This window comes from Dysgonomonas sp. Marseille-P4361 (assembly GCF_900343125.1).
Classification (GTDB): Bacteria; Bacteroidota; Bacteroidia; order Bacteroidales; family Dysgonomonadaceae; genus Dysgonomonas.
Window position 1 is genome coordinate 72,809 of record NZ_OPYL01000001.1, and the last position, 25,199, is coordinate 98,007.

The 25,199-nt window shown below is 38.0% G+C and carries 23 protein-coding genes; 9 read left to right on the forward strand and 14 right to left on the reverse strand.

What is annotated here, in order from left to right; genetic code table 11:
- Window positions 1-2 precede the first annotated feature (2 nt).
- The 9 genes from rlmB (at window position 3) to DHU68_RS00315 (ending at window position 9,225) form a co-directional block, all read left to right on the forward strand.
- Complete coding sequence (rlmB, locus tag DHU68_RS00275; RefSeq protein ID WP_108820974.1) at window positions 3-743, forward strand: 23S rRNA (guanosine(2251)-2'-O)-methyltransferase RlmB; 741 nt, start codon at window positions 3-5, stop codon at window positions 741-743.
- Between the two features lie 14 nt (window positions 744-757).
- Window positions 758-1,135, forward strand: a complete 378-nt coding sequence (locus DHU68_RS00280; RefSeq protein ID WP_108820975.1) for a RidA family protein — start codon at window positions 758-760, stop codon at window positions 1,133-1,135.
- 74 nt (window positions 1,136-1,209) lie between these two features.
- Window positions 1,210-2,259, forward strand: a complete 1,050-nt coding sequence (ribD, locus tag DHU68_RS00285; RefSeq protein WP_108820976.1) for a bifunctional diaminohydroxyphosphoribosylaminopyrimidine deaminase/5-amino-6-(5-phosphoribosylamino)uracil reductase RibD — start codon at window positions 1,210-1,212, stop codon at window positions 2,257-2,259.
- Between the two features lie 92 nt (window positions 2,260-2,351).
- Window positions 2,352-3,740 (forward strand): DUF6242 domain-containing protein, encoded by a 1,389-nt coding sequence (locus DHU68_RS00290; RefSeq protein ID WP_108820977.1) that lies wholly within the window; start codon window positions 2,352-2,354, stop codon window positions 3,738-3,740.
- Window positions 3,741-3,817: 77 nt separating this feature from the next.
- Window positions 3,818-4,525, forward strand: a complete 708-nt coding sequence (locus DHU68_RS00295; protein ID WP_108820978.1) for a DUF6089 family protein — start codon at window positions 3,818-3,820, stop codon at window positions 4,523-4,525.
- A gap of 15 nt (window positions 4,526-4,540) precedes the next feature.
- A complete protein-coding gene (locus DHU68_RS00300) occupies window positions 4,541-5,287 on the forward strand; it encodes an isoprenyl transferase (RefSeq protein ID WP_108820979.1) in 747 nt (248 codons plus the stop codon).
- 61 nt (window positions 5,288-5,348) lie between these two features.
- Window positions 5,349-8,021: an outer membrane protein assembly factor gene (locus tag DHU68_RS00305; protein ID WP_108821609.1), complete on the forward strand. Its 2,673-nt coding sequence runs from the start codon at window positions 5,349-5,351 to the stop codon at window positions 8,019-8,021.
- Between the two features lie 128 nt (window positions 8,022-8,149).
- The gene (locus tag DHU68_RS00310; protein WP_108820980.1) at window positions 8,150-8,665 is read left to right on the forward strand and encodes an OmpH family outer membrane protein; all 516 of its coding nucleotides are present in this window, start codon (window positions 8,150-8,152) and stop codon (window positions 8,663-8,665) included.
- A gap of 59 nt (window positions 8,666-8,724) precedes the next feature.
- A complete protein-coding gene (locus DHU68_RS00315; protein ID WP_108820981.1) occupies window positions 8,725-9,225 on the forward strand; it encodes an OmpH family outer membrane protein in 501 nt (166 codons plus the stop codon).
- 78 nt (window positions 9,226-9,303) lie between these two features.
- Here DHU68_RS00315 and DHU68_RS00320 read toward each other — a convergent pair whose 3' ends face one another.
- Genes DHU68_RS00320 through DHU68_RS00385 form a run of 14 tightly spaced genes read right to left on the reverse strand, consistent with a single transcriptional unit; the run spans window position 9,304 to window position 25,043 of the window.
- Window positions 9,304-9,756 carry a GatB/YqeY domain-containing protein gene (locus DHU68_RS00320; RefSeq protein WP_108820982.1) on the reverse strand — a complete coding sequence of 151 codons (453 nt, stop codon included), beginning with the start codon at window positions 9,754-9,756 and terminating at the stop codon, window positions 9,304-9,306.
- 20 nt (window positions 9,757-9,776) lie between these two features.
- On the reverse strand, window positions 9,777-11,078 hold the full coding sequence (gene ftsZ / locus DHU68_RS00325) for a cell division protein FtsZ (RefSeq protein ID WP_108820983.1): 1,302 nt from the start codon (window positions 11,076-11,078) through the stop codon (window positions 9,777-9,779).
- Window positions 11,079-11,117: 39 nt separating this feature from the next.
- Window positions 11,118-12,464 carry a cell division protein FtsA gene (gene ftsA, locus DHU68_RS00330; RefSeq protein ID WP_108820984.1) on the reverse strand — a complete coding sequence of 449 codons (1,347 nt, stop codon included), beginning with the start codon at window positions 12,462-12,464 and terminating at the stop codon, window positions 11,118-11,120.
- Between the two features lie 53 nt (window positions 12,465-12,517).
- Window positions 12,518-13,252 (reverse strand): cell division protein FtsQ/DivIB, encoded by a 735-nt coding sequence (locus tag DHU68_RS00335; protein ID WP_108820985.1) that lies wholly within the window; start codon window positions 13,250-13,252, stop codon window positions 12,518-12,520.
- The gene (murC, locus tag DHU68_RS00340) at window positions 13,249-14,616 is read right to left on the reverse strand and encodes a UDP-N-acetylmuramate--L-alanine ligase (RefSeq protein ID WP_108820986.1); all 1,368 of its coding nucleotides are present in this window, start codon (window positions 14,614-14,616) and stop codon (window positions 13,249-13,251) included. Before murC ends, DHU68_RS00335 begins: the two co-directional genes overlap by 4 nt.
- A gap of 1 nt (window position 14,617) precedes the next feature.
- The gene (gene murG, locus DHU68_RS00345) at window positions 14,618-15,724 is read right to left on the reverse strand and encodes an undecaprenyldiphospho-muramoylpentapeptide beta-N-acetylglucosaminyltransferase (RefSeq protein WP_108820987.1); all 1,107 of its coding nucleotides are present in this window, start codon (window positions 15,722-15,724) and stop codon (window positions 14,618-14,620) included.
- Window positions 15,717-16,976, reverse strand: a complete 1,260-nt coding sequence (locus DHU68_RS00350) for an FtsW/RodA/SpoVE family cell cycle protein (RefSeq protein WP_108820988.1) — start codon at window positions 16,974-16,976, stop codon at window positions 15,717-15,719. The genes murG and DHU68_RS00350 overlap by 8 nt, the downstream gene beginning before the upstream one ends.
- A gap of 5 nt (window positions 16,977-16,981) precedes the next feature.
- A complete protein-coding gene (gene murD, locus DHU68_RS00355; protein WP_108820989.1) occupies window positions 16,982-18,316 on the reverse strand; it encodes a UDP-N-acetylmuramoyl-L-alanine--D-glutamate ligase in 1,335 nt (444 codons plus the stop codon).
- A gap of 9 nt (window positions 18,317-18,325) precedes the next feature.
- Window positions 18,326-19,588, reverse strand: coding sequence for a phospho-N-acetylmuramoyl-pentapeptide-transferase (gene mraY, locus DHU68_RS00360; protein ID WP_108820990.1), 1,263 nt, complete (start codon window positions 19,586-19,588; stop codon window positions 18,326-18,328).
- Window positions 19,589-19,641: 53 nt separating this feature from the next.
- Window positions 19,642-21,093, reverse strand: a complete 1,452-nt coding sequence (locus DHU68_RS00365) for a UDP-N-acetylmuramoyl-L-alanyl-D-glutamate--2,6-diaminopimelate ligase (RefSeq protein ID WP_108820991.1) — start codon at window positions 21,091-21,093, stop codon at window positions 19,642-19,644.
- A gap of 17 nt (window positions 21,094-21,110) precedes the next feature.
- Window positions 21,111-23,318: a penicillin-binding protein gene (locus tag DHU68_RS00370; protein ID WP_108820992.1), complete on the reverse strand. Its 2,208-nt coding sequence runs from the start codon at window positions 23,316-23,318 to the stop codon at window positions 21,111-21,113.
- Between the two features lie 15 nt (window positions 23,319-23,333).
- Window positions 23,334-23,660, reverse strand: a complete 327-nt coding sequence (locus tag DHU68_RS00375) for an FtsL-like putative cell division protein (RefSeq protein ID WP_108820993.1) — start codon at window positions 23,658-23,660, stop codon at window positions 23,334-23,336.
- Between the two features lie 13 nt (window positions 23,661-23,673).
- Window positions 23,674-24,582 carry a 16S rRNA (cytosine(1402)-N(4))-methyltransferase RsmH gene (rsmH, locus tag DHU68_RS00380; RefSeq protein ID WP_108820994.1) on the reverse strand — a complete coding sequence of 303 codons (909 nt, stop codon included), beginning with the start codon at window positions 24,580-24,582 and terminating at the stop codon, window positions 23,674-23,676.
- A 2-nt stretch (window positions 24,583-24,584) separates the two neighbouring features.
- Window positions 24,585-25,043 (reverse strand): division/cell wall cluster transcriptional repressor MraZ, encoded by a 459-nt coding sequence (locus tag DHU68_RS00385; RefSeq protein ID WP_108821610.1) that lies wholly within the window; start codon window positions 25,041-25,043, stop codon window positions 24,585-24,587.
- Window positions 25,044-25,199: the final 156 nt, after the last annotated feature.

The window sequence follows — 25,199 nt, forward strand, 5'->3', positions numbered from 1 at the left end:
GAATGAAAGAAAAAGAAATGATTTTCGGTATAAGAGCTGTTATAGAAGCCATTGAAGCCGGAAAAGAAATAGATAAAGTAATAGTAAGAAGAGAACTGCAAGGTGATCTATCCAAAGAACTCTTCGCAATACTAAAAACCCATAATGTCGCCGTACAAAGAGTACCGGCAGAACGTCTGGACAGATTTACCCGTAAGAATCACCAAGGTGTAATCGCTTTTCTTTCAGCTATAACCTACGAACATATTGAAGACATTGTACCTTTCTTGTATGAAAACGGAAAGGATCCTTTCATTCTTGTTCTTGATGGACTTACCGACGTTCGCAACTTCGGAGCAATTGCTCGTACTTGCGAGGTGGCAGGTGTAGATGCTATTGTTATTCCGGCCAAAGGGAGTGTAACCGTCAATGCTGATGCTGTTAAAACTTCAGCCGGAGCCTTACTGAAAATTCCGGTTTGTAAAGAAGCTAGTTTAACCAGTGCAATTCAATTTTTAAAAAACAGTGGAATCAAGGTTGTTGCTGCAAGCGAACGAGGTGCTGAAAACTATACCGATGTAGATTACAATGGCCCTATTGCCATCGTTATGGGAGCAGAAGATACTGGAGTTTCGAACGACAACTTGCGAATAGCTGATAATCTTGTGAAAATTCCTCAATTCGGAACTATCGGATCGTTGAACGTTTCCGTTGCAGCCGGAGTTCTCATTTATGAAGTTATTCGCCAAAAAGGATTAAAATAAAAAAGGAAACAGATATGAAAAAAGTAATTTCTACAAGCAATGCTCCTGCAGCAATCGGACCATATAGTCAAGCCATAGAAGTAAATAACATGTTATTCGTTTCGGGACAAATCCCGATCGATCCTGCTACTGGTCAGCTAGTAGAAGGAGGCATAAAAAAACAAACATTCCAGTCGTTCAAAAACATCAGAGCCATACTTACCGAAGCAGGATTAACAATGGATAATATTGTAAAAACGACTGTACTTCTTGCCGACATGAAAGACTTTGCAGATATGAACGAAGTATATGCTTCTGTTTTCACAGGAAGCTTCCCTGCTCGCTCTGCTTTTGCGGTGAAAGATTTACCAAAAGGGGCTTTAGTAGAGATAGAAGTAATAGCAGCAAGATAATATTTTCCAAAAAAAACATTTAAAATAAAATATTGCCAATACAAATACGTTTCTCCATGTAGAAACCCGAATGAATGACAATTGACGAAAAATATATGTCCCGTAGCCTTCAATTGGCTCTGAATGGTAAAGAACATGCCAGTCCCAACCCTATGGTTGGGGCTGTTGTCGTTCACAACGATCGTATCATCGGAGAAGGTTACCACAGACAATACGGAAAAGCTCATGCAGAAGTTAACGCCATCAATAGCGTAAAAAATAAATCTCTGCTCAAAGAGTCTACCATATATGTTTCGCTAGAGCCATGTTCACATCACGGAAAAACACCACCTTGCTCTCAGCTCATTATCGATCATCAAATTCCCCGGGTTGTAGTTGCATGCCTAGACCCCTACCCCGAAGTATCGGGAAGAGGAATTAAAATGCTGGAGAGTGCAGGCATAAAAGTAACTACCGGAGTCTTGGAAAAAGAGGCTCTCGAATTAAACAAAGAGTTTTTCACAGTTCAGCTATCCAATCGTCCATATATTTATCTAAAATGGGCGCAAACTCAAGATGGGTTTATAGACAAAATAAGAGGTGAACACGAATCACCACAACCGACACCTATTTCAAACGATTTCTCTCGAATATTGGTACATAAAAAGAGAGCTGAGATAGATGCTATTATGATAGGAACCAATACGGCTGTCAACGACAATCCCTCTTTGACTACCCGTTACTGGTATGGCAAAAACCCTATTCGTATTGTAATAGACAGACACGGACGAATACCCGAAAATTATAACATCTTTGACGACAAGATTAAGACTATAGTTTTCACCGAAAATAGCAATGATAAATCAACAGAAAGCTGTCAGTTTATTACACTCTCTTTCGATGATAAGTTATTAGATAATGTGTTCCGAATCTTAAAAGATCAAAAAATCAATTCTGTGATGGTAGAAGGGGGCAGCATGCTGCTACAAAGCCTCATAGACAAGAACCTGTGGGACGAAGCATATGTAGAAACAGCTTCCATACACTTTATTAAAGGAGTAAAGGCTCCCTGCATAAGAAGTTTGCCTTACAAAAAAGAGTTCTGGAAAACATCGGAACATGCTGTCTACAGAAACTTTAGATAAGTATAAAATATTATAAATATTAGATTTATTGACGTGTAAGCCGAAATTCTTTCTATTTTTGCACATTGATACTGAATAATCTGTTTAAACAAATGAATTTACTACGAGCAATTAAATTTTCATTCATCTCTCTGCTGTCCATAGCACTAGCTTCATGTGTCGGCTCCGATGACTATACAACAACTTATCCATCGTCAGATGCGCAAATATATGGCTTAAAAATAGTGGGTACACCAGCCAATGCCATTGACAGTATCAATTATCCGGTTATGGCCAAGACTAAGTTTGCGATTGATCAGTTCAGACAACACATCTACAATCCGGACTCATTGCCATACAGGACAGATTTAAAGAAGAAATTAGCAGCTACAATTGCTTTCAATTCTGCCGGTGTTGGTAAAGTAAGCTTATTATATGCGAATGATTCTGTTGCAGACTGGGGAGGAAACTCTGACTCAATAGATTTTTCAACACCGTCCTATCCTAAGTTTCTACTAACAGCTCCTGATGGGATAACTAAAAAAACATACACTATAGATATCCGTGTTCACAAAGTGAACCCTGACACATTGGTATGGGAGAATGTTAGCAATACTAAACAAATCACTCTTCCATCTACTGTAGCTAATCAAAAGACATTGTTAAAAGGATCTGTATTTTATACATTCTCGGTAGACACCGATAATAATTTATATCTACACGAAGCTCAAAAAGGCTCATCCTATGCTGCTAGAGAAGCATTAAGCGGACTACCTGCTGCTAATAAATTCAATTTGGAAAGCATAGTTTTATTCAACAATTCATTCTACGCAACAGATACAGACAAGAAAGTTTACACATCTACAGATGGTGTCAGCTGGCAAGAAAAATTCAGTGGTGTAGAGACTATACTAGGAGTGGTTCCGGCAATGGAAGAGTCCAATGATTATCTTCTAGCAGTCACTCAAGATAACTATCTATCGAAAATATCTAAATCAAATACTCTTGAGAAGATAAGAGTTTTGAATAATACAGAAAAAGGAGCATTACCACTTTCTGGCTTTAGTTCAGTTACAAACTATAACAGAGCAAATAAAGACTTAAATCTACTGATGATTACTGGTGGGGTAAATTCCAACAACAAGGTGTCAAATCAAACATGGCTTGTTCAAATATCAAGTAATCAAGAGCTACAACTAATGCTTACTGATGAGCATAAGGTATTTACATCTAAACAGGGAATACCAACTTTTATGTACGACAATTACCTATATGCATTAGTGTCTAACAAATTATACAGATCTGTTAGTTTCGGTATAAAATGGACTCCTGCTCCTACTGACTTAGAGTTTTTAGATCCTAAGATGCCTAAAGCTTCCAATCAGTCTGTAGTAGTAGACGAAGATAATTATATCTGGGTATTCGGCGGAATACAAGATAACAACACTCTTGTACATGAGGTATGGAGAGGAAGATTAAACAAACTAAATCCGAAAAAATAAAATATACTTTTATTCCTCATATACTTTTAGCTTAACATTTTACGTTAAGGTTGATAGAACTGTATGTGAATAAAATAATGACTAAAAGAAATACGCTATTTATCATATTTTCGATTATCTGTTTTGTAAGTCTATCGGACGAACTCAAAGCTCAGGATAATTACAAATATGAGATCGGAGGAATGCTTGGAACATCTTTTTATATGGGAGATGCAAACAAGACCAAGCTTTATCAAGATCCGGGATTGTCTGTTGGCGCAGTCTTCAGATACAACGTGGACTTGAGATGGGCCGTTAAAAGTAATTTTGTTATAGGAAAAGTATCAGGTGATACACGAAACTCTGGTAATAAATTTCCTCTAGATCAGAATACATCTTTTAGCAGGATGTTTTACGAGTTAGGAAGTCAGATAGAGTTTAACTTTTTCAACTATAGTGACCAATTTGGTTATTTAGGAGCAAAACGCATATCGCCATACCTTTTCACCGGACTGGGATTAACAGCAGGATCGGGTGAGAAAAAGTTTTTCGATGCAAATATTCCTATTGGGATAGGAGTAAAATATAAGATTAAGGATCGTCTTAATTTAGGATTTGAATTCTCTTTCAGACGTTTATTCAGTGACTCATTTGATGTCACCAAGAAAGGGGTTGATTTCAATTTAGATGCGCCTTATAACATAAAGGGTGGAATATTTAAAAATACAGACTGGTACTCCCTTACAATGATAACCCTTACATGGGACTTTGGAGCCAGAATATGCCCTTGTTTAAATATTGATTAATAAAAAACTATATAGATGTCATATCTAGATCAAATAGATAAAATCCGTATACCTCAACACATTGCTGTCATCATGGATGGTAATGGACGTTGGGCTAAACAACGTAATCTTGACCGTACTTTTGGTCATAAGGAAGGAGTATCAGCTGTAAGAAGAATTATTGAAGCAGCATCCATAGCGCAAGTTTCATACATTACTCTATATACTTTCTCTACCGAGAACTGGAACAGACCGGAAGAAGAAGTAAAAGCCCTGATGTCCTTGATGATACAAGCCGTAGCAAAAGAGACGCCGGATCTGGTAAAGAATAATGTAAGAGTAAAAGTTATAGGTGACGTTTCCCGCCTTCCCGAAGACACGAAAGAAGCCCTACAATATTGTCTGGAAACGACCGCTCCATGCACAGGGGTTACTGTAATATTAGCGCTAAGCTATTCTTCCAAATGGGAAATAACAGAAGCGATAAAGAATATTGCTAAAGACGTAAACTCTAAAGCAATAAATATAGACGATATAAATGAGACCTTAATAGACTCATACCTGGAAACCAAAGAAATCCCTAATCCTGACATTCTAGTCAGAACAGGGGGTGAGCTACGTATAAGCAATTTCCTTTTATGGCAAATTGCATACTCGGAACTATACTTCACTGATGAATTATGGCCTGATTTTAATGAAGAATCATTCTATAAAGCCATTGTGGATTTTCAAAGTCGTGAAAGACGCTTTGGTAAAACAAGTGAGCAAGTTTCGAATGAATGATCTCCAAGCTAAACGAGACAAAAACTTTTTAACAACAACTGTAAGTAACGATTTACCAAATATGTTCAAGAAAGCCTTATTTATTCTATTCAGCATCTTCTGCTCAATATCTATGAGCATCAATGCTCAAGTGATCGCAAGTTCAGATGAGACAAAGATTCCTCCTATTTCATACGAAAACCCAAGAGTGTATGAGATAGCTGACATAAAAATAACAGGGGTTACAAATCCGATGTACGAGGATTACACTATCCTTGGATTTGCTCAATTGGCGGTAGGAGATAAAGTAGAAATTCCGGGTGCAGAAATAACAAATGGCGTAAAACGTCTTTGGAAAATGGGTCTGTTCTCCCACATCGAGATACTACAAACGAAAATAGAAGGCAATAAAATTTGGCTTGAAATAAAATTGAAAGAACGTCCTCGTATTTCGGACATCGTATATTCGGGAATGAAAAAAGGAGAGCAACAAGATATTGAGTCGAAAATCGGGATGGTAAAGAATCTACAGATTACACCAAACCAAATGGATAGAGCTCATACTATAATCCAAAAGTATTTCTCTGAAAAAGGATTTGGTAGTGCAGAGATAAAATTGACAGAAAAACCTGACGTATCGAAGGAGAACCATGTTATTCTACACATCGATGTGGTTAAGAAGAACAAGACCAAAGTTAATACAATCGTCATTGAAGGTAATGAAGAGGTTAAAGCCAGCACACTTGAAAAGGCGATGAAAAAAACTCGCCACAAGAGTAATTTCAATGCTTGGTTAAGAAACTTCCTTCGTTCAACAAAATATGTAACAGAAAGCTACAAAGAAGACAAAGATAACTTTATTGCTAAATATAACGAACTAGGTTATCGTGATGCTCAAATAGTATGGGATACTGTATATAATGACACAGAAAATCCAAATAAAGTTAATATTCATATTAAGGTTGATGAAGGGAAACAATATTTCCTGAAAAACATAAATTGGGTAGGTAACACAATACAACCAAGTTGGAGACTCGACCGTGTTTTGAATATGAAAGCCGGTGATGTATATAACCAGAAGAAATTAACCGATCGTCTATCTGTGGACGAAGACGCTGTTATGAATGTATTTTACCAAAATGCCGGATATCTTTTCTCATATGCCGACCCTGTTGAGGTAAATATAAGCAATGACTCGATAGACCTTGAAATACGTATACAAGAAGGATCGAAAGCAACAATCAGAAAAGTTGTTATTTCTGGTAATGACAGAGTTTATGAAGACATTGTACGACGCGACCTTAGAATCAAACCGGGAGCTCTTTACAGTCGAGAAGATATCATTCAGTCAGTAAGAGAGATTGCTCAATCGGGCCACTTCGATCCAGAATCTCTGGCTCCGGAACCAGTGCCGGATCCAGAATCAGGAACTGTAGATATCAACCTTCCCCTTGTATCTAAAGCAAATGACCAGGTAGAAGTTTCTGCAGGTTGGGGACAAACAGGTATCATAGGTCGACTTAGTTTGAAGTTTACAAACTTCTCACTCAAGAATCTTCTAAATCCTAAATCTTATAAAGGGATTATTCCGCAAGGAGAAGGACAAACGTTAATGTTGAGTGCGCAAACAAATGCTAAATATTACCAATCATATTCCATTTCATTTATGGATCCTTGGTTTGGAGGCAAACGTCCAAACTCTCTATCGGTAGGTGCATACTATTCACGCCAGAGTGATATCAACAGTCGCTATCTAAGCAATTCCTATGGGGGATATGGAGGATATGGATATGGAGGATACGGATATGGAGGATACGGTGGGTATGGTGGATATGGGAATGGTTATGGCAGTGGTTACGGAGACTACAGTATGGCTACAGATGCAAGCAAATCTATCCAGATTATAGGAGCCTCTATTGGATACGGAAAACGTCTATCTTGGCCAGACCAATACTTCTTTGTTCAAGCTGAATTAGGATACCAAATGTATAAGATGAAAGATTGGGCTTACTTCATAGTTAAAGACGGATCAGCAAATGACCTAAGCGTAAATCTATCATTGAACAGAAATAGTGTCGACAACCCACTATATACACGTAGAGGATCAGAGTTCTCTTTAAGTGTGCAATTTACTCCTCCATTCTCAGCTTTCGACAATAAAGATTATGCGAGCATGAAACCGGATGAGCAAGGCTACGAATCAAGTGATAAATACAAATGGATAGAGTATCATAAATGGAAATTCAAATCTAAAATATTTATTCCTCTCTTAGATCCGGATAAACATAAAAGAACACCCGTCCTTATGACACGTGCAGAATATGGTCTTTTGGGATATTATAATAAAAACAAAAAATCTCCTTTCGGTACTTTCTATGTAGGAGGAGACGGAATGTCAGGATATTCAAGCACTTATGCAACAGAAACAATTGGACTTCGTGGATACGAAAACGGATCTTTAGGCATGCAGGCAAGCGCCTATACTCGTCTAGCTCTTGAGTTAAGATATCCTCTTATTCTGGAACCATCATCTACGATCTATGCACTAGGTTTTGTTGAAGCCGGTAATGCATGGAACGAACTGAAGAGATTCAACCCATTCGAGTTGAAACGTTCTGCCGGAGCAGGTGTTAGAATCTTCTTACCGATGATTGGACTTATGGGTATAGACTGGGCATATGGATTTGACCCTATCAATGGTTCCCGTTCAAGTAGTGGTAGTCAATTCCACTTTGTTATTGGTCAAGAATTTTAATATTGAGCAAATTAACATTATTTATATTGCATAGAATAAACAATTGGAAGAACTGAGTGTCTAATAGTATATCTTTATATTAAAGATGAAATAATTACACAAAGTTTAAAAACTAAATTTGGGAGTATATGAAAAAGCTTTTAATATTATTCGCATTATTTGTAGGTATAACTGCCAGCAGTTATGCTCAAAAATTCGCCTTAATAGATATGGAGTACATTCTTAGCAATATAAGTAGCTACGAAACCGCTCAAGAGCAACTTGAGGTTATGTCTAAAAAATGGCAAGGAGAGGTAGAAAAACAGCAGCAAGAGGTAAAGAATATGTACAAGTCTTATCAATCAGATCTTGTTTTTCTTTCTGCTGAACAAAAAACTAAAAGAGAGAATGAGATTGTAGAAAAAGAGAAAAATCTACAAGAACTAAATCGTAAATACTTTGGTCCCGAAGGTGAATTATTTAAACAAAGAGAAGCCTTGATTAAGCCAATTCAGGATGATATTTATAACGCAGTAAAAGAGCTATCCGAATCGAAAGGCTATCAGCTAATTTTGGACAGAGCCTCTGCCGAAAGCGTTATTTTTGCATCCCCTAAGATAGATATAAGTAATGAAGTACTTGCTAAACTAGGATATTCGAAATAATTATTTAAATTTGTTCTCAATATTAATATAGAATTAACCACTAAAAGAAAATTATAATTATGTTCAAAAAACTAATCCTGCTACTTTTTATCGTAGCACCAATAACTATCTTCGCGCAAGACAAAATTGCTTACATCAACTCTCAGGAGATTTTCTCTAAAATGCCTGAGCTAAAAGATATTGAAACTCAATTGAACACTGAGGGAGAAACAATACAAAAAAGATCTGCTGAAATTGAAGCTGAATATACTGCATTAGCAGAAAAATTTCAAAAAGACACGACAGAATTAACTGAAAGCCTTATCCAAGACAGACAAGCTCAGTTAGCTGCTTTAGAACAAAGATACAGATCATACGTACAAACAAGCTCTCAAGAATTTGAGAAAAAAAGACAACAATTACTTGAGCCAGTTCAACAAAAAATGGTCAAAGCAATTAAAGATGTAGGTAATGAAAACAACTATACATACATCTTAGATGAAGCTTCTCTTCTACATATTGGAGCAAACGCAATCAATGCTAATGCTCTAGTAAAAGCTAAACTAGGAATTACTAACTAATCCCTATATCATAAACAAAAAAGCAGGAATTTTTCAAATTCCTGCTTTTTTTATACCTTAACTAATATATAAGAAATCTTACTTGCTCAGTAATTTCTTCACAGTATCGGAAATAGCTCTCCCCGAAGTAACACCGGCAAGTGCTTTAGTTGCCACTCCCATCACCTTACCCATATCGGCAGGTGAACTAGCGCCAACCTGAGCGATAATTTCAGCAACTTTTACATCCAGCTCTTCTTGCGTAAGCTGTTTTGGCAGATAAGCTTCAAGAACAGCAAGTTCCGCAAGTTCTTTCTCCGCCAGATCGGGACGACTTTGTCCATTATATATTTCTGCACTGTCACGGCGCTGCTTAGCCATCTTCTGAATTATTTGGATGGCTGCTTCATCTGACAATTCATCTTCTGCCCCTTTAGCCGTTTTAGCCTCTATAAATTCTTTTTTCATTCCACGCAATGCTTCTAACCGCACTTTATCTTTTGCACGCATTGCATCTTTAATATCTTCGCTAACTTTATCAAATAGGCTCATATATTTATTGTATTTAGTTATTAGTCATTAAACAAACCACCTTGCTGCTTATGTGCTTCAGGTTTGTATTCACTAGGATTAAATTTCTCGTCGCGTTTAAATACCGGAGTATTCTCCAAAGCATCGATAATCTTGTCGTCATCCAATTCTTCAGTAGATAAGACTACCGGTTTTTGACCGAAAACAGAAGATCTCACCGCCATTGTCTGCACACCATCTTTACCATAGTGTTTCTCAATCATTTCATTGATACGACGTTTTTCCTCTTCTTCTTTTTTGATGCGCTCTTCTTCAGCCAACTCTTCTTCTTCCGACAATTCACGATAATGCTCGTCAATACCCGGAATACTAGACATACCAAATCCTGTTGCCAGAAGTGTAATTTTAACTTTATTACCTAGCTTATCATCTGTTGCTGTTCCCCAGATAACCTCTATTTCTGGTCCAAATCGTTTCATGAAATTTGAAACAGCCTCCATCTCTTCTACAATAAGAGGAGTCTCAGCACTAGAGTATATATTGAATAATATTTTCTTAGCATCAAATACATCATTATTATTCAACAGTGGAGAGTGAAGGGCATTAACAATAGCATCTTCTACCCTATTTTCTCCTTCTCCGTATCCACTACTCATAATGGCTACACCACCATCTTTCAGAATAGTTTTAACATCGGCAAAGTCGAGATTAATATGACCATGTACAGTAATTATCTCTGCGATTCCTTTTGCGGCAATAGTCAGTGTATCATCAGCCTTTGCAAATGCATTAGGAATAGTCAGATCGGCATATATATCAATCAGTCGCTCATTATTGATTACCAAAAGGGCATCAACATTGCGGGCTATATTTTCTACACCTTTCAGGGCTTGTATAATTTTCTTACGTCCTTCGAAAACGAAAGGAATAGTCACAATGCCAACTGTCAGGATTCCAAGATCTTTTGCTATGCGGGCAACAACCGGAGCTGCTCCGGTACCTGTACCACCTCCCATACCGGCAGTGATGAATACCATTCTGGTTCCATCATTCAACAGCGCTTCTATGTCCTCTCGGCTTTCTTCGGCTGCTTCTTTCGCTACTTCGGGACGATTACCTGCCCCTAATCCTTCAGTTGTTTTACGTCCCAATTGGATGCGCGTATCAACCGGCGACTCGCATAACGCCTGATTATCGGTATTACATAGAGCGAAAGACACATCGTGGATACCTTCGTTATACATATGATTTACTGCGTTTCCGCCACCACCACCAACTCCAATAACCTTTATTATTGTTTGAGTTTTTCGTGGGAATTGGAAGTCTAGTATCTTTTCATCCATATCTTAAGTTGTTTTGTTTTTTATTAGATAACGAATGTATTATTCCTCGTCGTTAAACATTGTTCCTCCAAAATTCTGAATCTTTTCGAAGAAGCCGAAAAGAGAAGTTTGTTTACCATCCTTTGATTTCTTTTCTTTCTTATGTTTCTTAGGATGCTCTTCTTCATGAATTTCCTCTTCCTCGATTTCTTCTTCAACATGAGGAGTAGAAATAGGGGTTACTACGGGTTTTACTTCTTCCTGAGGGATAATCACTTCTTTCTTTTCGCAATTTTCGCTTGCAAATAGCAACAGACTCAATACTTGCGTGTAAGAAGGGTTTTGAAGCAACTCCGCAGCATTATTAATATATACACGCTTAGCTACTGCCTTTTTCACAGGCATCTGAGATTTTTCGAACAGATATTCCGGAAGTCCATTCATCTGAGAGGCTCCTCCCATGATGATAATACCGGCTTCCAGTTCTTCTGCAAAACCTGACTCTTTTATCTGGTGTAATACATTCAGAATAATTTCGTCTTCGCGAAGTTGAATAACTTTATTTAGTTCTCGTAAGTCAACTTCAGGAGCGACATCCGCTGTTGGCTTATTCTTATCTTTACCTAGCTTGCCATAACGTTTCTTATAAGTTTCGGCTGAATCGAACACAAAGCCTAATTCTTGAACATCTTTAGTCACTGTACGACCTCCAAATGGAATTACTGTCATGTAGCGTAGTAATCCTCCCTTGTAAATAGAAAGCGTTGTTGTACCTGCTCCAAAGTCGACCAAAGCACACCCTTTTTGACGATCTTCTTCGTCCAACACTAATGCACCGGAAGATACGGGGCCAACGATAAACCCTGCTATCTCTATTTTTGCTTTTTCTGAAATACTCTTTATCAGATTCGCTTTTATATTAGGGCGACCTATCACCAGCCTGTAATGCCCTTCGATCGTAGAAGCGGTCTTCTCGATAGGATCTTCTTCGTATTTGCCATCCAAATAATATTCGGGAGCCAAAACACTATAATTTGTATAAAAATCCGGTTTATTCAGTTTTGCCTGTTGCTCCATACTATCCAACATAGCAAATGTAATAGGCGTAACTCCGTCTAAGTATTTAGTTTCGATATGCTCTACTGCACGAAGAGATTTACCGGCTATAGAAACATATGCTTTACCAATCTTTTTGCCAACCTTGTTTTCAAGAAGACTGATTAGTTTTTTTATCTTTCCAGCAACTTCATCTATATTATAAATAACTCCATACCTTACACTAGCATCCGAAGGGATACTTTCCGATGCCAGGATTGAAATTACTCCTTGTTCATTTTTGCGACCCAAAACTCCAACTATTTTAGATGTGCCTAGGTCTATACCAACAATAAAACCTGATTGTTCCATACTTATATATCTTTTTGACTGGCCAAAAACAGCTCAGTAAGAAATTTCACTTATTAACGCTTAGTACAAACAACTTGTTTGTCGTATTTCAAATTAATAACAGAATATTTATTCCAGCCTGCTGCATTCAGACCATTTTCATAAAATGTCAGTAATTTATCCAAGCGTTCTTTATATCCATGCAGACTTCCTAAAATGATTTGATGATCGCCCACACGAGGGATAAGTTTCACTTCATTATTGGGAAGTACTACAATTTGTTCAATCTGCGCATTCCAGAATTTATCCTGATGCAAAAATAATGCAAATTTATGTAAGTCTGCTTTTGCAAATTCTTCTTTTATTGATCCTGTGGCTACCGGAAGATATGCGGTGAAGCGTTTCGACAGAGGCATTTTCCTCCCCTCGTCGTCTATATAATAGTTTTCTCCGTTATCACTAATAATCCTCAGTATAGGTCTCCTCTCCTCTATCACGGCTCTGATACCTCCACTGTTAGTAACAAAAACATCTGCTTTCTTTACCAACTGGTTTGACAAGATTGCTTCCTCTATTACATTCGTGTTAATATCTTTCAGTTGTTTACCTGTAGGGTCAAGATCTTTTTCTTTCAGATATTTAGCGATATCATCTGTATCTACGAATTGTTCTCCTTCCTGAATATTACTAACCTCTACTTCAAATTTGGAACATACGCCTTCTTTCGGCTTTTCCTGAAAGTAGAAAGCTACAAACACCAAGTAACCAACTAGCGCACATAGACCTATGATAACGAGAACTTTCTTCATATTTTTTGTTCCAATATTTCCTTAATTGGCTCTAACAACCGATCAATATCTCCGGCTCCAATAGTCAACAATACCTCTATATCGCTTTTTTGTTCCAATAAAGGTAATAATTCTTCCTTGTTACACAATACTTTAGGACATGTAACCTTATCAAATATTATCTTAGAAGTCACACCTTCTATTGGTTTTTCCCGAGCTGGGTAAATATCTAACAATATAAGTTCGTCAAGTAATGACAAGCTATGAGCAAAATCATCTGCAAAATCTTTTGTTCGTGAATACAAATGCGGCTGAAACACCCCGGTTACCTTCCGATCCGGGTACAAAGTCTTTACTGATGAAATACTTGCAGCCAATTCCTGAGGATGATGTGCATAGTCGTCTATCATCACTATATTATCAGTTTTCAGCAGGAAATCGAAACGACGTTTTGCTCCCTGAAAAGTAGCCATACCATGCCGCAGCTCGTCGGCAGTAGCACCATTCAACCAAGCGATAGCCATAGCTCCTACGCCATTTTCTATATTTATTTTAACGGGAACACCTAGTTGTACATTTTTCACAACCTCCGTAGGTGTTACAAAATCGAAATAGATTTCGCCATTCCCTATTCTTATATTTTTAGCATGGAAGTCTCCCTTATCGATAGAATAAGTATATACGCATACTCCTTCTTTCACCTTAGGAGACAACTTCGTATTATGCTTTAATACCAAAGCTCCATCCGAAGATATTAAGCTTGTAAATTTTTCAAAACTTTTCAGATACTCTTCTTCTGTTCCGTATATATCAAGATGATCGGGATCAACAGATGTAATCAGTGCCATATACGGATGCAACCAATGGAACGAACGATCATATTCATCAGCTTCGATCACTGTGAATTCACTCTCTTCGGAAAGCATCAGGTTACTGCTGTAATTCTTCAAAATGCCGCCAAGGAATGCATTTGTATCCAGATGCGATTGTTTCAATATATGAGCCAACATACTCGAAGTAGTCGTTTTGCCATGAGTACCTGCACAACATAGAGCCTTACTATACTGAGTAATAGTACCCAATACCTGAGCCCTTTTTTGCATAACGAATCCTTCTTTTTCAAAATATTTTACTTCTTCATTATCGGAGGGTACTGCCGGAGTAAATACAACCAAAGTTGTCGTTTTATCCTTACAATAATCAGGAATAAGATTTACATTATCCTCGTAATGTACCTCAGCTCCTTCACTTACCAATGTCTTGGTCAGAAGGGTTTCTGTACGATCATAACCGCCTACTTTTTTTCCTTTAGAAATAAAATAGCGAGCCAGATTACTCATCCCTATTCCTCCTATACCAATAAAATATATTGACTGTATATCCATTCTATCTTTTAATTAATTTTATTGCTTCATCTACTATACGATTAGCAGAGTCTGGCTGTGCCAGTTGCTGAATATTCTCAGCCAACTTTTTTAGTTGATCCTCGTCATTTACCATTTCAAGGGCTTTATCTACCAGAACATTCATTGCTTCCATGTCTGTAATGAGTACAGCAGCTTCTTTATCAACTAAGGCCATTGCATTTTTTGTCTGATGATCTTCCGACACATTTGGCGATGGCACTAATATAGTAGGCTTACCCAGCAAGCACAATTCTGATATTGAACTTGCTCCTGCTCTGGATATCACAAGATCAGCGGCCTTGTAAGCCAGATCCATACGAGTGATAAACTCATGCAGGTGAATATTGGAAGGGTTACCACGACCTTCAATATCCATATTCAGTTCAAAAGAATACAACTTGCCACATTGCCACAAGACTTGCACATCCGATGCAGCCAGCTTATCTATAGCAGCCAGTAAGCTTTTATTCAACGTTCTTGAACCTAGACTTCCTCCAATCAGCAAGATTGTCTTCTTTGACGGATCTAGATTAAATTCTTTACAAGCCTCTTCTTTTGTTATTGCAGCAGACATTAGCTCTTCTCTGATAGGATTACCCGTCATAACGATCCTATCCTTCGGGAAGAATTTGTCCATCCCGTCATAGGCTACACATATTTTCGAAGCTTTCTTCCCTAAAAATTTATTTGTAATACCCGCGTAGGAATTCTGTTCTTGTATCAATGTCGGAATTCCCAATGAACTCGCTTTATACAAAGTTGGGGCACTTGCATATCCTCCAACACCAATAGCTATATCAGGCTGAAAATCCTTTATTACTTCTTTCGCTTTCTTCAAGCTTTTCCTAAATTGCCAAATAGTAGAAAATGCTTTAAGTAAATTTTTACGATTGAAGCCGGACACCTTTATTCCAATAATCTCATAGCCTGCAGCCGGAACCTTTTCCATCTCCATACGTCCTTCTGCTCCTACAAAAAGAATTTTACTATCGGGGTAACGTTTCTTTATTGTATTGGCAATGGCTATTGCCGGAAAAATATGTCCTCCGGTACCACCTCCACTTATAATAACTTTCAATTTATCCATTGTTTTGTTCTACAGGTATACTGTCAAATGTTTCAAAATCAATATTTGCAATACTCTCGTCTACATCTTCATGTTCTGAGTTATTCAACTTAGAAGAACAAGCCAAAATAATACCAAAGTATGCACATGTAATAATCGTAGAAGTTCCTCCTCTACTTATCAAGGGTAGAGGTTGTCCTGTTACAGGTATCAGGTTTACAGCCACAGCCATATTCGCCAGAGCTTGTATGGTCAGCATTATACTGGCTCCTAATATCAGGTAACGAGGAAATTTCTTTTCGCACTTGGATGCCAAAACTCCACACCGTATCATCAAGACGACGTAGAGCATCAAAACAAATATTCCCCCAAGCAATCCCATCTCTTCCAGAATGATTGCATATATAAAGTCGGAATAGGCCTGAGGAAGGAAATCCCGCTCTACTCCACTACCAGGTAAACCTATAATGCCACCATTTGCAATGGCTATTTTAGCATGAGATACCTGATAATTTTCATCTGTAATCTTATAAGCTACCGAACCATCCTCCAATTTGTCATGTATCGAGATCTCATTCTCACTGGAATGTCGCTCTATACGAGCTTTCCATGTTGCAAGACGATCGGGTAAATAATCTTTTGCAAAAGAATCGGGTAATAAGGTAAGGCTACCAATAAGGATAACTCCTGCTCCTATACCAACCAGAGCGATCATTCCCAACTTCTTTAAACTGACTTGCCCAATAAACATCATCAAAAAGCACACACCAAACAATAAGCATGCTGTTGATAAGTTTTCGGGAGCAATAAGCAAGCATAGCACACCTACACCAATAATCAATGTTTTGAATATCCAATCTTCATTTCCGGGCTTCATCTTACTCAGGAAGAAGGCAACAAAACCGATTGCTGATATCTTGGCAAATTCGGAAGGCTGTATGGTAAAAGCACCTATCCCCAGCCATCGCTGAGCTCCATTGACGTCTTCACCCATAAACATTGTAACAATCAGTAATATGGCCGAAACAGGTAAACCCAACAATAGTATAGAAAAGAAGCGACTTGGCACACGTTGCAAGAACATTACTACAGCAGAGCCTATCAGCAAAAAGGCTGCATGACGTAATATTGGTGCCCAGTGGTTTTGCTGGCGATATGCGATCGTACTTGTGGCACTAAACACCTCAAGCAACGAAACAACGCAAAGTGCTATGAATATACACCATATCACCTTGTCGCCTTTAAATGCCCTGCCTAAAAAATTAAATTCCATGCTATCTATAATTTTCTAACGCATTCTTTAAATTGATCACCTCTGTCTTCATAATTCTTGAAGAGGTCGAAACTGGCACAACATGGGGATAGCAAAACGGTATCTCCTTCTTCTGCCAAGGCATAAGCTTTCTCTACAGCATCTTTCATGGAAGAAGTATCTTCTATTTTTTCAACCTTCCCATCAAAGAACTGATGTAATTTACTATTATCTACACCAAGAAAAACCAATGCTCTTACTTTCTCGAGCACTAAGGACTCTATCTCGGTATAATCATTCCCTTTATCTGTTCCTCCTAGTATGAGAACAATTTTCGTTTTCATACTCTTAAGGGCATACCAGCAAGAATTTACATTCGTAGCTTTAGAATCATTCACGAATTGTATTCCTCTTACTCGTGCTACCTTCTCCAGACGGTGTTCTACTCCCTGAAAATCGCTCAACGATTGACGCAGATTATCATCTGTTATATCTAGCAACTTAGCAGCAATACCGGATGCCAGCGAATTGTACAAGTTGTGAGTACCTTCTAATGCTAATAGATCTTGCTCCATAACAAATACAGATTTAGGAGTGTTTATAATTATCTCATTATCTTCCAGATATGCAGAAGTATTATCCTCCTTATATTCCGCAAACGAGTATTGCTTACCCGACGAAACCAGTTTATCCAATTCCTTACTTACGATAGGATCATCTTCCCAGAAGATAAATGCATCTTCCTCTGTTTGATTCTGTACGATACGCATTTTTGCATCAACATACTTTTGCATATCATGATCGTAACGATCGAGATGGTCAGGAGTTATGTTTAACAAAATAGCTATATCGGCTTTGAATGAGTACATATTTTCAAGCTGAAAGCTGCTCAACTCCAATACGTAATAATCGTAATTCTCTTCAGCAACCTGACGAGCAAAGCTACGTCCTATATTTCCTCCTAGCCCGACATTCAATCCGGCAGATTTCAGTATATGATATATCAGGCTGGTTGTAGTTGTCTTACCATTACTACCTGTTATACAAATCATTTTAGCCGATGTATAGCGCTTTGCGAACTCCATTTCGGATAAGATTGGAATTCCCATATCCTTTGCTTTTCTCACAAGAGAGACATAGTTAGGAATACCCGGACTTTTTATTATCTCAGTAGCTGATAGAATAACCTCTTCGGTATGACCTTTTTCTTCGTACTTAATATTATGTCGGTCAAGCTCTGCCTTATAGCGATCCTGCAACGTTCCACTATCGGACAAAAAGACTTCAAAGCCTTTTGCCTTAGCCAGAATAGCTGATCCTACTCCACTTTCGCCGCCACCAAGTATAACTATCTTATCCATAATTTTTTATTATCGCATTTTAAGGGTTGCCAGAGTAACAACTGCAAGAATAATGCCTATTAGCCAAAAACGTACTACTATCTTAGATTCCGGAATAGGACCTATCGGCTTCTGAATTATTGCTTGTATCCCCGAATTTCCTGCCTTTTGGAAATGGTGATGCAGAGGAGTCATTTTGAATATACGTCGCCCTTCCCCATATTTCTTTTTCGTAAATTTGAAATAGAATACTTGCATCATCACAGAGATACTTTCTACAAAGAAAACACCACAAAGAACTGGTAATAATAATTCTTTATGTATTACTACGGCAAATACACCGATAATCCCCCCTAACGTTAAACTTCCCGTATCACCCATAAACACTTGTGCCGGAAAAGCATTATACCACAAGAAGCCTACTGTTGCCCCAATAAATGAAGCAGCAAACACCACTAGCTCTTCACTACCGGGAATAAACATTATATTGAGGTAGGATGCAAATTCGATGTGACCAGATACATATGCCAGTATTCCCAGTGTGACACCTATGATTGCAGAGTTACCCGCAGCCAATCCGTCTAATCCATCTGTAAGGTTTGCTCCATTGGATACCGCTGTAACAATAAATATAACAACAATAACGAACAAAATCCAAGCTGCCGGTTCGGCATAATCGCCCATAAATGAAACCAGACTTTCGTAATCAAGGTTATTATTCTTTACAAAAGGAATTGTAGTTTGAGTAGACTTTGCCCCTACCGCCTCATAACTCACACGTTCGATAACATTATCCTGATTGCGAAATTCAACATTCTCTCGGATAACTACATCTGGGCTTAGATAAAGAGCTAATCCTACAATCAAGCCTAATCCAACCTGAGCTATAATTTTGAATTTACCATGCAGTCCTTCTTTATCTTTCTTAAATACTTTTATATAGTCATCCAAGAACCCTAAAGATCCGAGCCACACAGTAGTAATTATCATCAATATAATGTAGATATTATCTAAGCGAGTGAGCAAAAGGGTAGGCAATAATATAGCAATGATAATAATGATTCCCCCCATAGTTGGAGTTCCTTTTTTATTTAATTGCCCTTCTAATCCAAGATTACGGACAACCTCTCCTACTTGTAACTTTTGGAGTTTATCGATAATACGTCGTCCAATCAATGTAGAAATCAGCAATGACAACAATAGGGCCATCGCTGAACGGAACGATACGTATTTAAACATCCCCGCTCCCGGAAAATCTAAACTATCTAGAAATTCGAATAGATAATATAACATTATGAATATTTATTTATGATCAATATTTACTCTCTCTATTTTCAGAATAAAGACTAATCGTTGAATAATTTTAAAACAACTTCTTTGTCATCGAAGTGATGTTTCACTCCTTTTACATCTTGGTAATCCTCATGTCCTTTACCGGCAATAAGGATAACATCTCCTTCTTTTGCTAATGTGCAAGCAGTTCTGATAGCTTGTTCACGCTCTGCTATCAGCAATGTTTTTTTCATCTGTTGGCTGTTAAGACCATCCGCCATATCGTTTATAATGGCCTGAGGCTCTTCCCAACGAGGGTTATCCGATGTAAGAATAACCTGATCGCTCAAACGGACAGCTTCGCGCGCCATAATCGGACGCTTAGTCCTGTCGCGATTTCCACCACAACCAACAACAGTTATTACACGTCCACTTCCGTCAAGAACTTCATGAATGGCCTCCAATACATTTGTCAAAGCATCAGGCGTATGCGCATAGTCTACAATTGCCGTATAATTCTCTGGCGAACGCAAGGTCTCGAAGCGTCCTGACACGGGTTTCAATGTACTTAATACAAGAAGAGCCTCGTCAGGATCTTGTCCAAGTAGCACTGTTGCACCATATACAGCTAACAGATTGTAAACATTAAATACACCAACAAATTGGACTTGTACTTCTTTTCCGTTAATTTCAATTGCAGTACCATCAAAATGTTTCTCTATGATTTTCGCTTTAAAATCGGCTAGTGAACGAACCGAATAAGTATGCTTCTTGGCTTTTGTATTTTGAAGCATCACCAATCCGTTTTTATCATCAATATTTGTCAAAGCAAAAGCAGTCTCAGGCAGTTCGTCGAAGAAGGTTTTCTTCGCTTTCAGGTATTCTGCCATAGTTTTATGATAGTCCAAATGGTCTTGAGTAAGATTGGTAAAGACAGCTCCTTCGAATTTTAACCCACTGATGCGTTTTTGATGAATAGCATGTGAACTCACTTCCATAAAAGCATATTCGCAACCTGCTTCTACCATTTTATTCAGCATATCATTTAAAGAAATGGGATCGGGTGTTGTATGTGTTGCATGAAAGGCTTTTTCGTCCACATAATTTGCAACCGTAGACAATAAACCGACTTTGTATCCTAGCTTACGAAACATTTCGTAAAGCAGTGTTGCCGTTGTAGTTTTACCGTTTGTACCGGTAACTCCTACTAATTTTAATTTGCTGGATGGATCTCCATACCAATAGGTAGCTATCTTACCCGCAGCATCAGCTGTATCTTTTACTTTTACATAAGTAATAGCAGAATTAGATACATCTATATTATCTTGATAAACTATAACTTTAGCTCCTAAATCTAAAGCGTTATTCACATACTGATGTCCGTCAACCTGAACACCCTTGAGGGCTATAAAAACAGACCCGTCGATTGCATTACGTGAATCTGTAAATATCCCTGTCACATCAGGGTTATTCTCTCCCTTTACATCAAGTATATCTATATTTTTAAGTAAATCTTGCAACTTCATAAGCCTATCTTTATTTATTAATTTAACTCTATTGTTATCGTCGAACCTTTTACCAAACGGCTACCCGCAGTCAAAGATTGTTTTCTCACTTTACCTGCACCTACAAGACGAACTTTCAGACCCTGATTCTCTAACAAGAATATTGCATCACGGGCACCCATACCAATAACATTAGGGACTAACCCTTCAGAAGATACATTGTTCGCTTCTAAAACAATCGCATTAGACAATGTATCTAATCTTGTTTTTATCCAGTCCGCTTTTCCTCCTGCCAAGGTGAAGTCTTGATCCAGTTCATCCAATACTATTTCTGTATTTTTCAGAGAACCGTTTTTCACTACAGGAATTAAAGAATTTATTGTATCTGCCACCGGTTTAATCGGTGTAGCAACAAGATTTCTCATGTAAATTCCCTCTGCTATTCTTTTAAATACTGCACCCGGCATTAATCCTCCCGATGGAGAGCCTACTGGTCTGCGAATACCTACGAAACATGTATATTTCGGATTATCAGAAGGGAAATAGCCACAGAAAGAGACAAAATATCCCTCATATCCACCTCTTGCTGCTATCATTGCTGTTCCTGTTTTACCGGCAATAGGGAATAACTCCGAATTCACAGCTTTACCAGTCCCATCAGTAACTACTCCTCTAAGTATTTCCCTTACTTCATGCAGAGTCTTTTCAGAAGAAAGCATAGGATTCACTACTTCAGCTTCAAACTCTTCCTCTATTTTTCCATCCTTCATTATAGCTTTTGTCAAGAAAGGTTTTATCATCTTTCCATTATTAGCTATGCCATTATAAAACATGAGCATATATATAGGTGGAACCTGAGTCTCGTATCCGAACGACATCCAAGGAAGTGTCGTCTTTGAAAACGGATTATATTTATCATCCGGGAATCGGATATATGAAGTTCCTTCTCGGCCCTCCAAAGGCACATCCCATTCCAATTTTTTAGTCAAACCTAAATCATGAATGCGTTGTACATATTTTTTCGGATCATTTTCATAACCCTTCAAAATCATTTGAGCAATTACCGTATTTAAAGAAGAATACATTCCTCTTGCAATCGTAGCATAACCTCTATTCTGCCCTTTTCTCCAGTCGTGATCTCGAACAACTCTTCCTTTGTATTGGAACAAACCATTACCAACGTATACCGAATCGTTAGGTGTAACGACTCCGTCTTCGAGAGCAACCATCAACGATACTGTCTTGAATGTAGATCCGGGTTCGGACATATAAGAGAATGCATTTGGTTTTCCTTCTGCATAAACACCTTCCGATACTCTGTCGAGATTGGTCATTGCCTTAATTTCACCAGTCTCTACTTCCATAATGATGGCAACACCAGATTCTGCTTTTGTCTCTACAAGCTTATCATATAAAGCTTTCTCTGCCAAATCCTGAATATCGACATTCAACGTTGTCTTTACATCATATCCATCGGTCGGTTCTTCAAGAATAACATCTATCCATTTTCCTTGAATACGTTGACGGGTTTTAAGACCTGGGACTCCTTTCAACAATGAATCGTATTTTAATTCTATACCACTTGATCCACCTTGATCGATATCTTTATAAATAGACCCCACAGTTCGCCCTGCTAGACGACCAAAAGGTTTTTTACGCATCGTTTTCTCTTCGGTAAACAATCCGCTACGATTACTTCTTTGATCAAAGAACGGAAATGTGCGAAGCTCTTTTAATTCTACATAATTTATATCAGGTCGAACAATCCTCACATAGCGACTTCGAATACGCACTTTTTTATCTGAACCATTTGCCTTATTTTTTGCAATCTCGGCTAATTCTCTTCGGCTGAGCGCCCATCCATCCAGAATTACTTTTTTATATTGTGTAGCATTTCTATCAGGAAACTTCTTCGCCAATGCCTGAGAAAGGGGCGTTACATATTTCATCAATGTATCTTCCTTTATCCCCTCCGACATGAAGTCCATGTAAACACCGTAGAGAGGCTCGCTTGTTGCCAGCAAACGTCCGTCGTCAGCATATATATTCCCCCTGTTAGGTCGGACTTCCCTGTCTTTTTTCACAGTTTCTTTTCGTCCCAATTCTCTCCAGGCAGCTCCCTCTACATACTTTATTTTGAATATATTGACAATGACTGCTATAAACACGAAAGACAAAAGAAGAACAAGCCATCCATAACGACTGACCGCCACATTCTTCATTTTACTTTCAGATTTCTCCGCCATACTTTATCAGCTCTATTATTTCTTTATTTTATAAGTTGGCTCTGATGTCTGACTAATTTCCACACCATTCTTTTTCACCAATTCCTCCACTTTTGCTTCGCGACTAACGCTCATCAATTCGGCTGCAATAGTTAAAGATTCAAATTTTGCATCTTTCAACTCCCACTGCATTTTTTCTATTTTTGCTCTTTTTTCAATACACGAGTATCTATTACTTATGTATAAAAGCAGAATGACTAAGACCGTAAGAAAGAATCGGGCATTCTTCCAGAAGAAGTCTTCTGTAAAGACTGTCCCCCCGAGAATATACATTATCTTCTTTTTTACATCCTTTGCATTCATCACTATATGCCTTTTATTTTTTTTCTACTATTCGCAGTTTTGCACTCCTCGAACGAGGATTAGCCTCTTCCTCTTCGCGAGAAGGAACAATTACTTTATTGTTTATCAAACGGAAAGGAGTTTCAAAATTCCCAAAGAAGTCTTTCTCGACTTTCCCCTCAAAGTTTCCTGTCTTAAAGAAGTTCTTAACCAGTCGATCTTCCAATGAATGATATGTAATAACCGAAAGACGTCCTCCGGGCTTCAAAACCTCCAAAGACTGTTCTAACATTTCTTTCAACGTCTCCATTTCTTCATTCACCTCTATGCGTAAAGCCTGAAATGCCTGAGCCAAAACTTTCTTTTCTTTCTCCCCTTTAACGAACGGAGCTAGCGTATCTAAAAGATCTTTTACTTTTTTATAAGGCAAATTCTTTCTTTGCTGCACTATTGCTGCTGCGATACGTCTTGACTGACGAAGTTCTCCGTATAGGTAAAACACATCTGCAAGTCGCTCTTCGGTATATGTGTTTAATATTTTGGCAGCAGTTTTCAATCCTTGCTGATTCATTCGCATATCCAGATCACTTTCTTCGAAGCGAAAAGAGAACCCTCGCCCTTCATCATCAAAGTGATGAGACGATACTCCCAAATCAGCCAATACTGCATCTACCTCTTCTACACCATAATATTTCATAAAACTCTTCAGATAGCGAAAATTACTTCTTACAAAAGTAAAACGCTCATCCTCTTGAATATTATTAATTGCATCTTCATCCTGATCGAAAGAGTAGAGATGACCTTTTTTACCCAAACGTGATAATATTTCTCTGGAATGCCCTCCTCCCCCAAAGGTAACATCAACACAGATACTATCTGACGCAATAGCCATTCCGTCTACGCTTTCCTTAAGCAAAACAGGCACATGATACACTTTATCCATTATCAATCGTTTTGTAAATCATTATTCATCAACAACTGTATACGTTCGCTAAAGTCTTCTGCCGGAATCAAGGTATTCTCCAATGAATCCTTCGCCCATATTTCTATCGTATTATCTACTCCAAGAAACACTACTTCAGATTCAATACCCACCATATGACAATAACGTCTTGGAATCAGTATACGCCCATTGGCATCAATTTCCAAACGCTCTGCATCAACAACAAATTGTCGGAATAAAGCTTGTTGCTCCTTATCCCATCTATTCAGACGGGAACGCAAACGAGCCAATTCGTCTTCCCATACCTGCAAAGGATAGAGAACTAAGCACTCTTGAAAAATATCCTTCCTAAATATCAATGCACTCTGAGCTGATTGCTGTAAAATCTTACGAAAAGCAGCAGGCACAAAAACCCTTGCTTTCGCATCAATTTTAGCTTCTATATTCCCCAGAAATTGCATCTTTAACACTTTGTTTTTTAACAATATACAATTATCGACGTAAAGTTATAAAATAAAAACACTTTCCCCCACTTCTCCCCACCCAAAATAATAAAAAAGTTATTAACAAAAGCTCCAAGAAGTTATCAACATGATATAACATACAATTATCAACTG

Bases quoted from the DNA above. Each gene is read 5' to 3' on its own strand.
- rlmB (WP_108820974.1), top strand. From the start codon at position 3: ATGAAAGAAAAAGAAATGATTTTCGGTATAAGAGCTGTTATAGAAGCC.
- DHU68_RS00280 (WP_108820975.1), top strand. From the start codon at position 758: ATGAAAAAAGTAATTTCTACAAGCAATGCTCCTGCAGCAATCGGACCA.
- ribD (WP_108820976.1), top strand. From the start codon at position 1,210: ATGACAATTGACGAAAAATATATGTCCCGTAGCCTTCAATTGGCTCTG.
- DHU68_RS00290 (WP_108820977.1), top strand. From the start codon at position 2,352: ATGAATTTACTACGAGCAATTAAATTTTCATTCATCTCTCTGCTGTCC.
- DHU68_RS00295 (WP_108820978.1), top strand. From the start codon at position 3,818: ATGACTAAAAGAAATACGCTATTTATCATATTTTCGATTATCTGTTTT.
- DHU68_RS00300 (WP_108820979.1), top strand. From the start codon at position 4,541: ATGTCATATCTAGATCAAATAGATAAAATCCGTATACCTCAACACATT.
- DHU68_RS00305 (WP_108821609.1), top strand. From the start codon at position 5,349: ATGTTCAAGAAAGCCTTATTTATTCTATTCAGCATCTTCTGCTCAATA.
- DHU68_RS00310 (WP_108820980.1), top strand. From the start codon at position 8,150: ATGAAAAAGCTTTTAATATTATTCGCATTATTTGTAGGTATAACTGCC.
- DHU68_RS00315 (WP_108820981.1), top strand. From the start codon at position 8,725: ATGTTCAAAAAACTAATCCTGCTACTTTTTATCGTAGCACCAATAACT.
- DHU68_RS00320 (WP_108820982.1), bottom strand. From the start codon at position 9,756: ATGAGCCTATTTGATAAAGTTAGCGAAGATATTAAAGATGCAATGCGT.
- ftsZ (WP_108820983.1), bottom strand. From the start codon at position 11,078: ATGGATGAAAAGATACTAGACTTCCAATTCCCACGAAAAACTCAAACA.
- ftsA (WP_108820984.1), bottom strand. From the start codon at position 12,464: ATGGAACAATCAGGTTTTATTGTTGGTATAGACCTAGGCACATCTAAA.
- DHU68_RS00335 (WP_108820985.1), bottom strand. From the start codon at position 13,252: ATGAAGAAAGTTCTCGTTATCATAGGTCTATGTGCGCTAGTTGGTTAC.
- murC (WP_108820986.1), bottom strand. From the start codon at position 14,616: ATGGATATACAGTCAATATATTTTATTGGTATAGGAGGAATAGGGATG.
- murG (WP_108820987.1), bottom strand. From the start codon at position 15,724: ATGGATAAATTGAAAGTTATTATAAGTGGAGGTGGTACCGGAGGACAT.
- DHU68_RS00350 (WP_108820988.1), bottom strand. From the start codon at position 16,976: ATGGAATTTAATTTTTTAGGCAGGGCATTTAAAGGCGACAAGGTGATA.
- murD (WP_108820989.1), bottom strand. From the start codon at position 18,316: ATGGATAAGATAGTTATACTTGGTGGCGGCGAAAGTGGAGTAGGATCA.
- mraY (WP_108820990.1), bottom strand. From the start codon at position 19,588: ATGTTATATTATCTATTCGAATTTCTAGATAGTTTAGATTTTCCGGGA.
- DHU68_RS00365 (WP_108820991.1), bottom strand. From the start codon at position 21,093: ATGAAGTTGCAAGATTTACTTAAAAATATAGATATACTTGATGTAAAG.
- DHU68_RS00370 (WP_108820992.1), bottom strand. From the start codon at position 23,318: ATGGCGGAGAAATCTGAAAGTAAAATGAAGAATGTGGCGGTCAGTCGT.
- DHU68_RS00375 (WP_108820993.1), bottom strand. From the start codon at position 23,660: ATGAATGCAAAGGATGTAAAAAAGAAGATAATGTATATTCTCGGGGGG.
- rsmH (WP_108820994.1), bottom strand. From the start codon at position 24,582: ATGGATAAAGTGTATCATGTGCCTGTTTTGCTTAAGGAAAGCGTAGAC.
- DHU68_RS00385 (WP_108821610.1), bottom strand. From the start codon at position 25,043: ATGCAATTTCTGGGGAATATAGAAGCTAAAATTGATGCGAAAGCAAGG.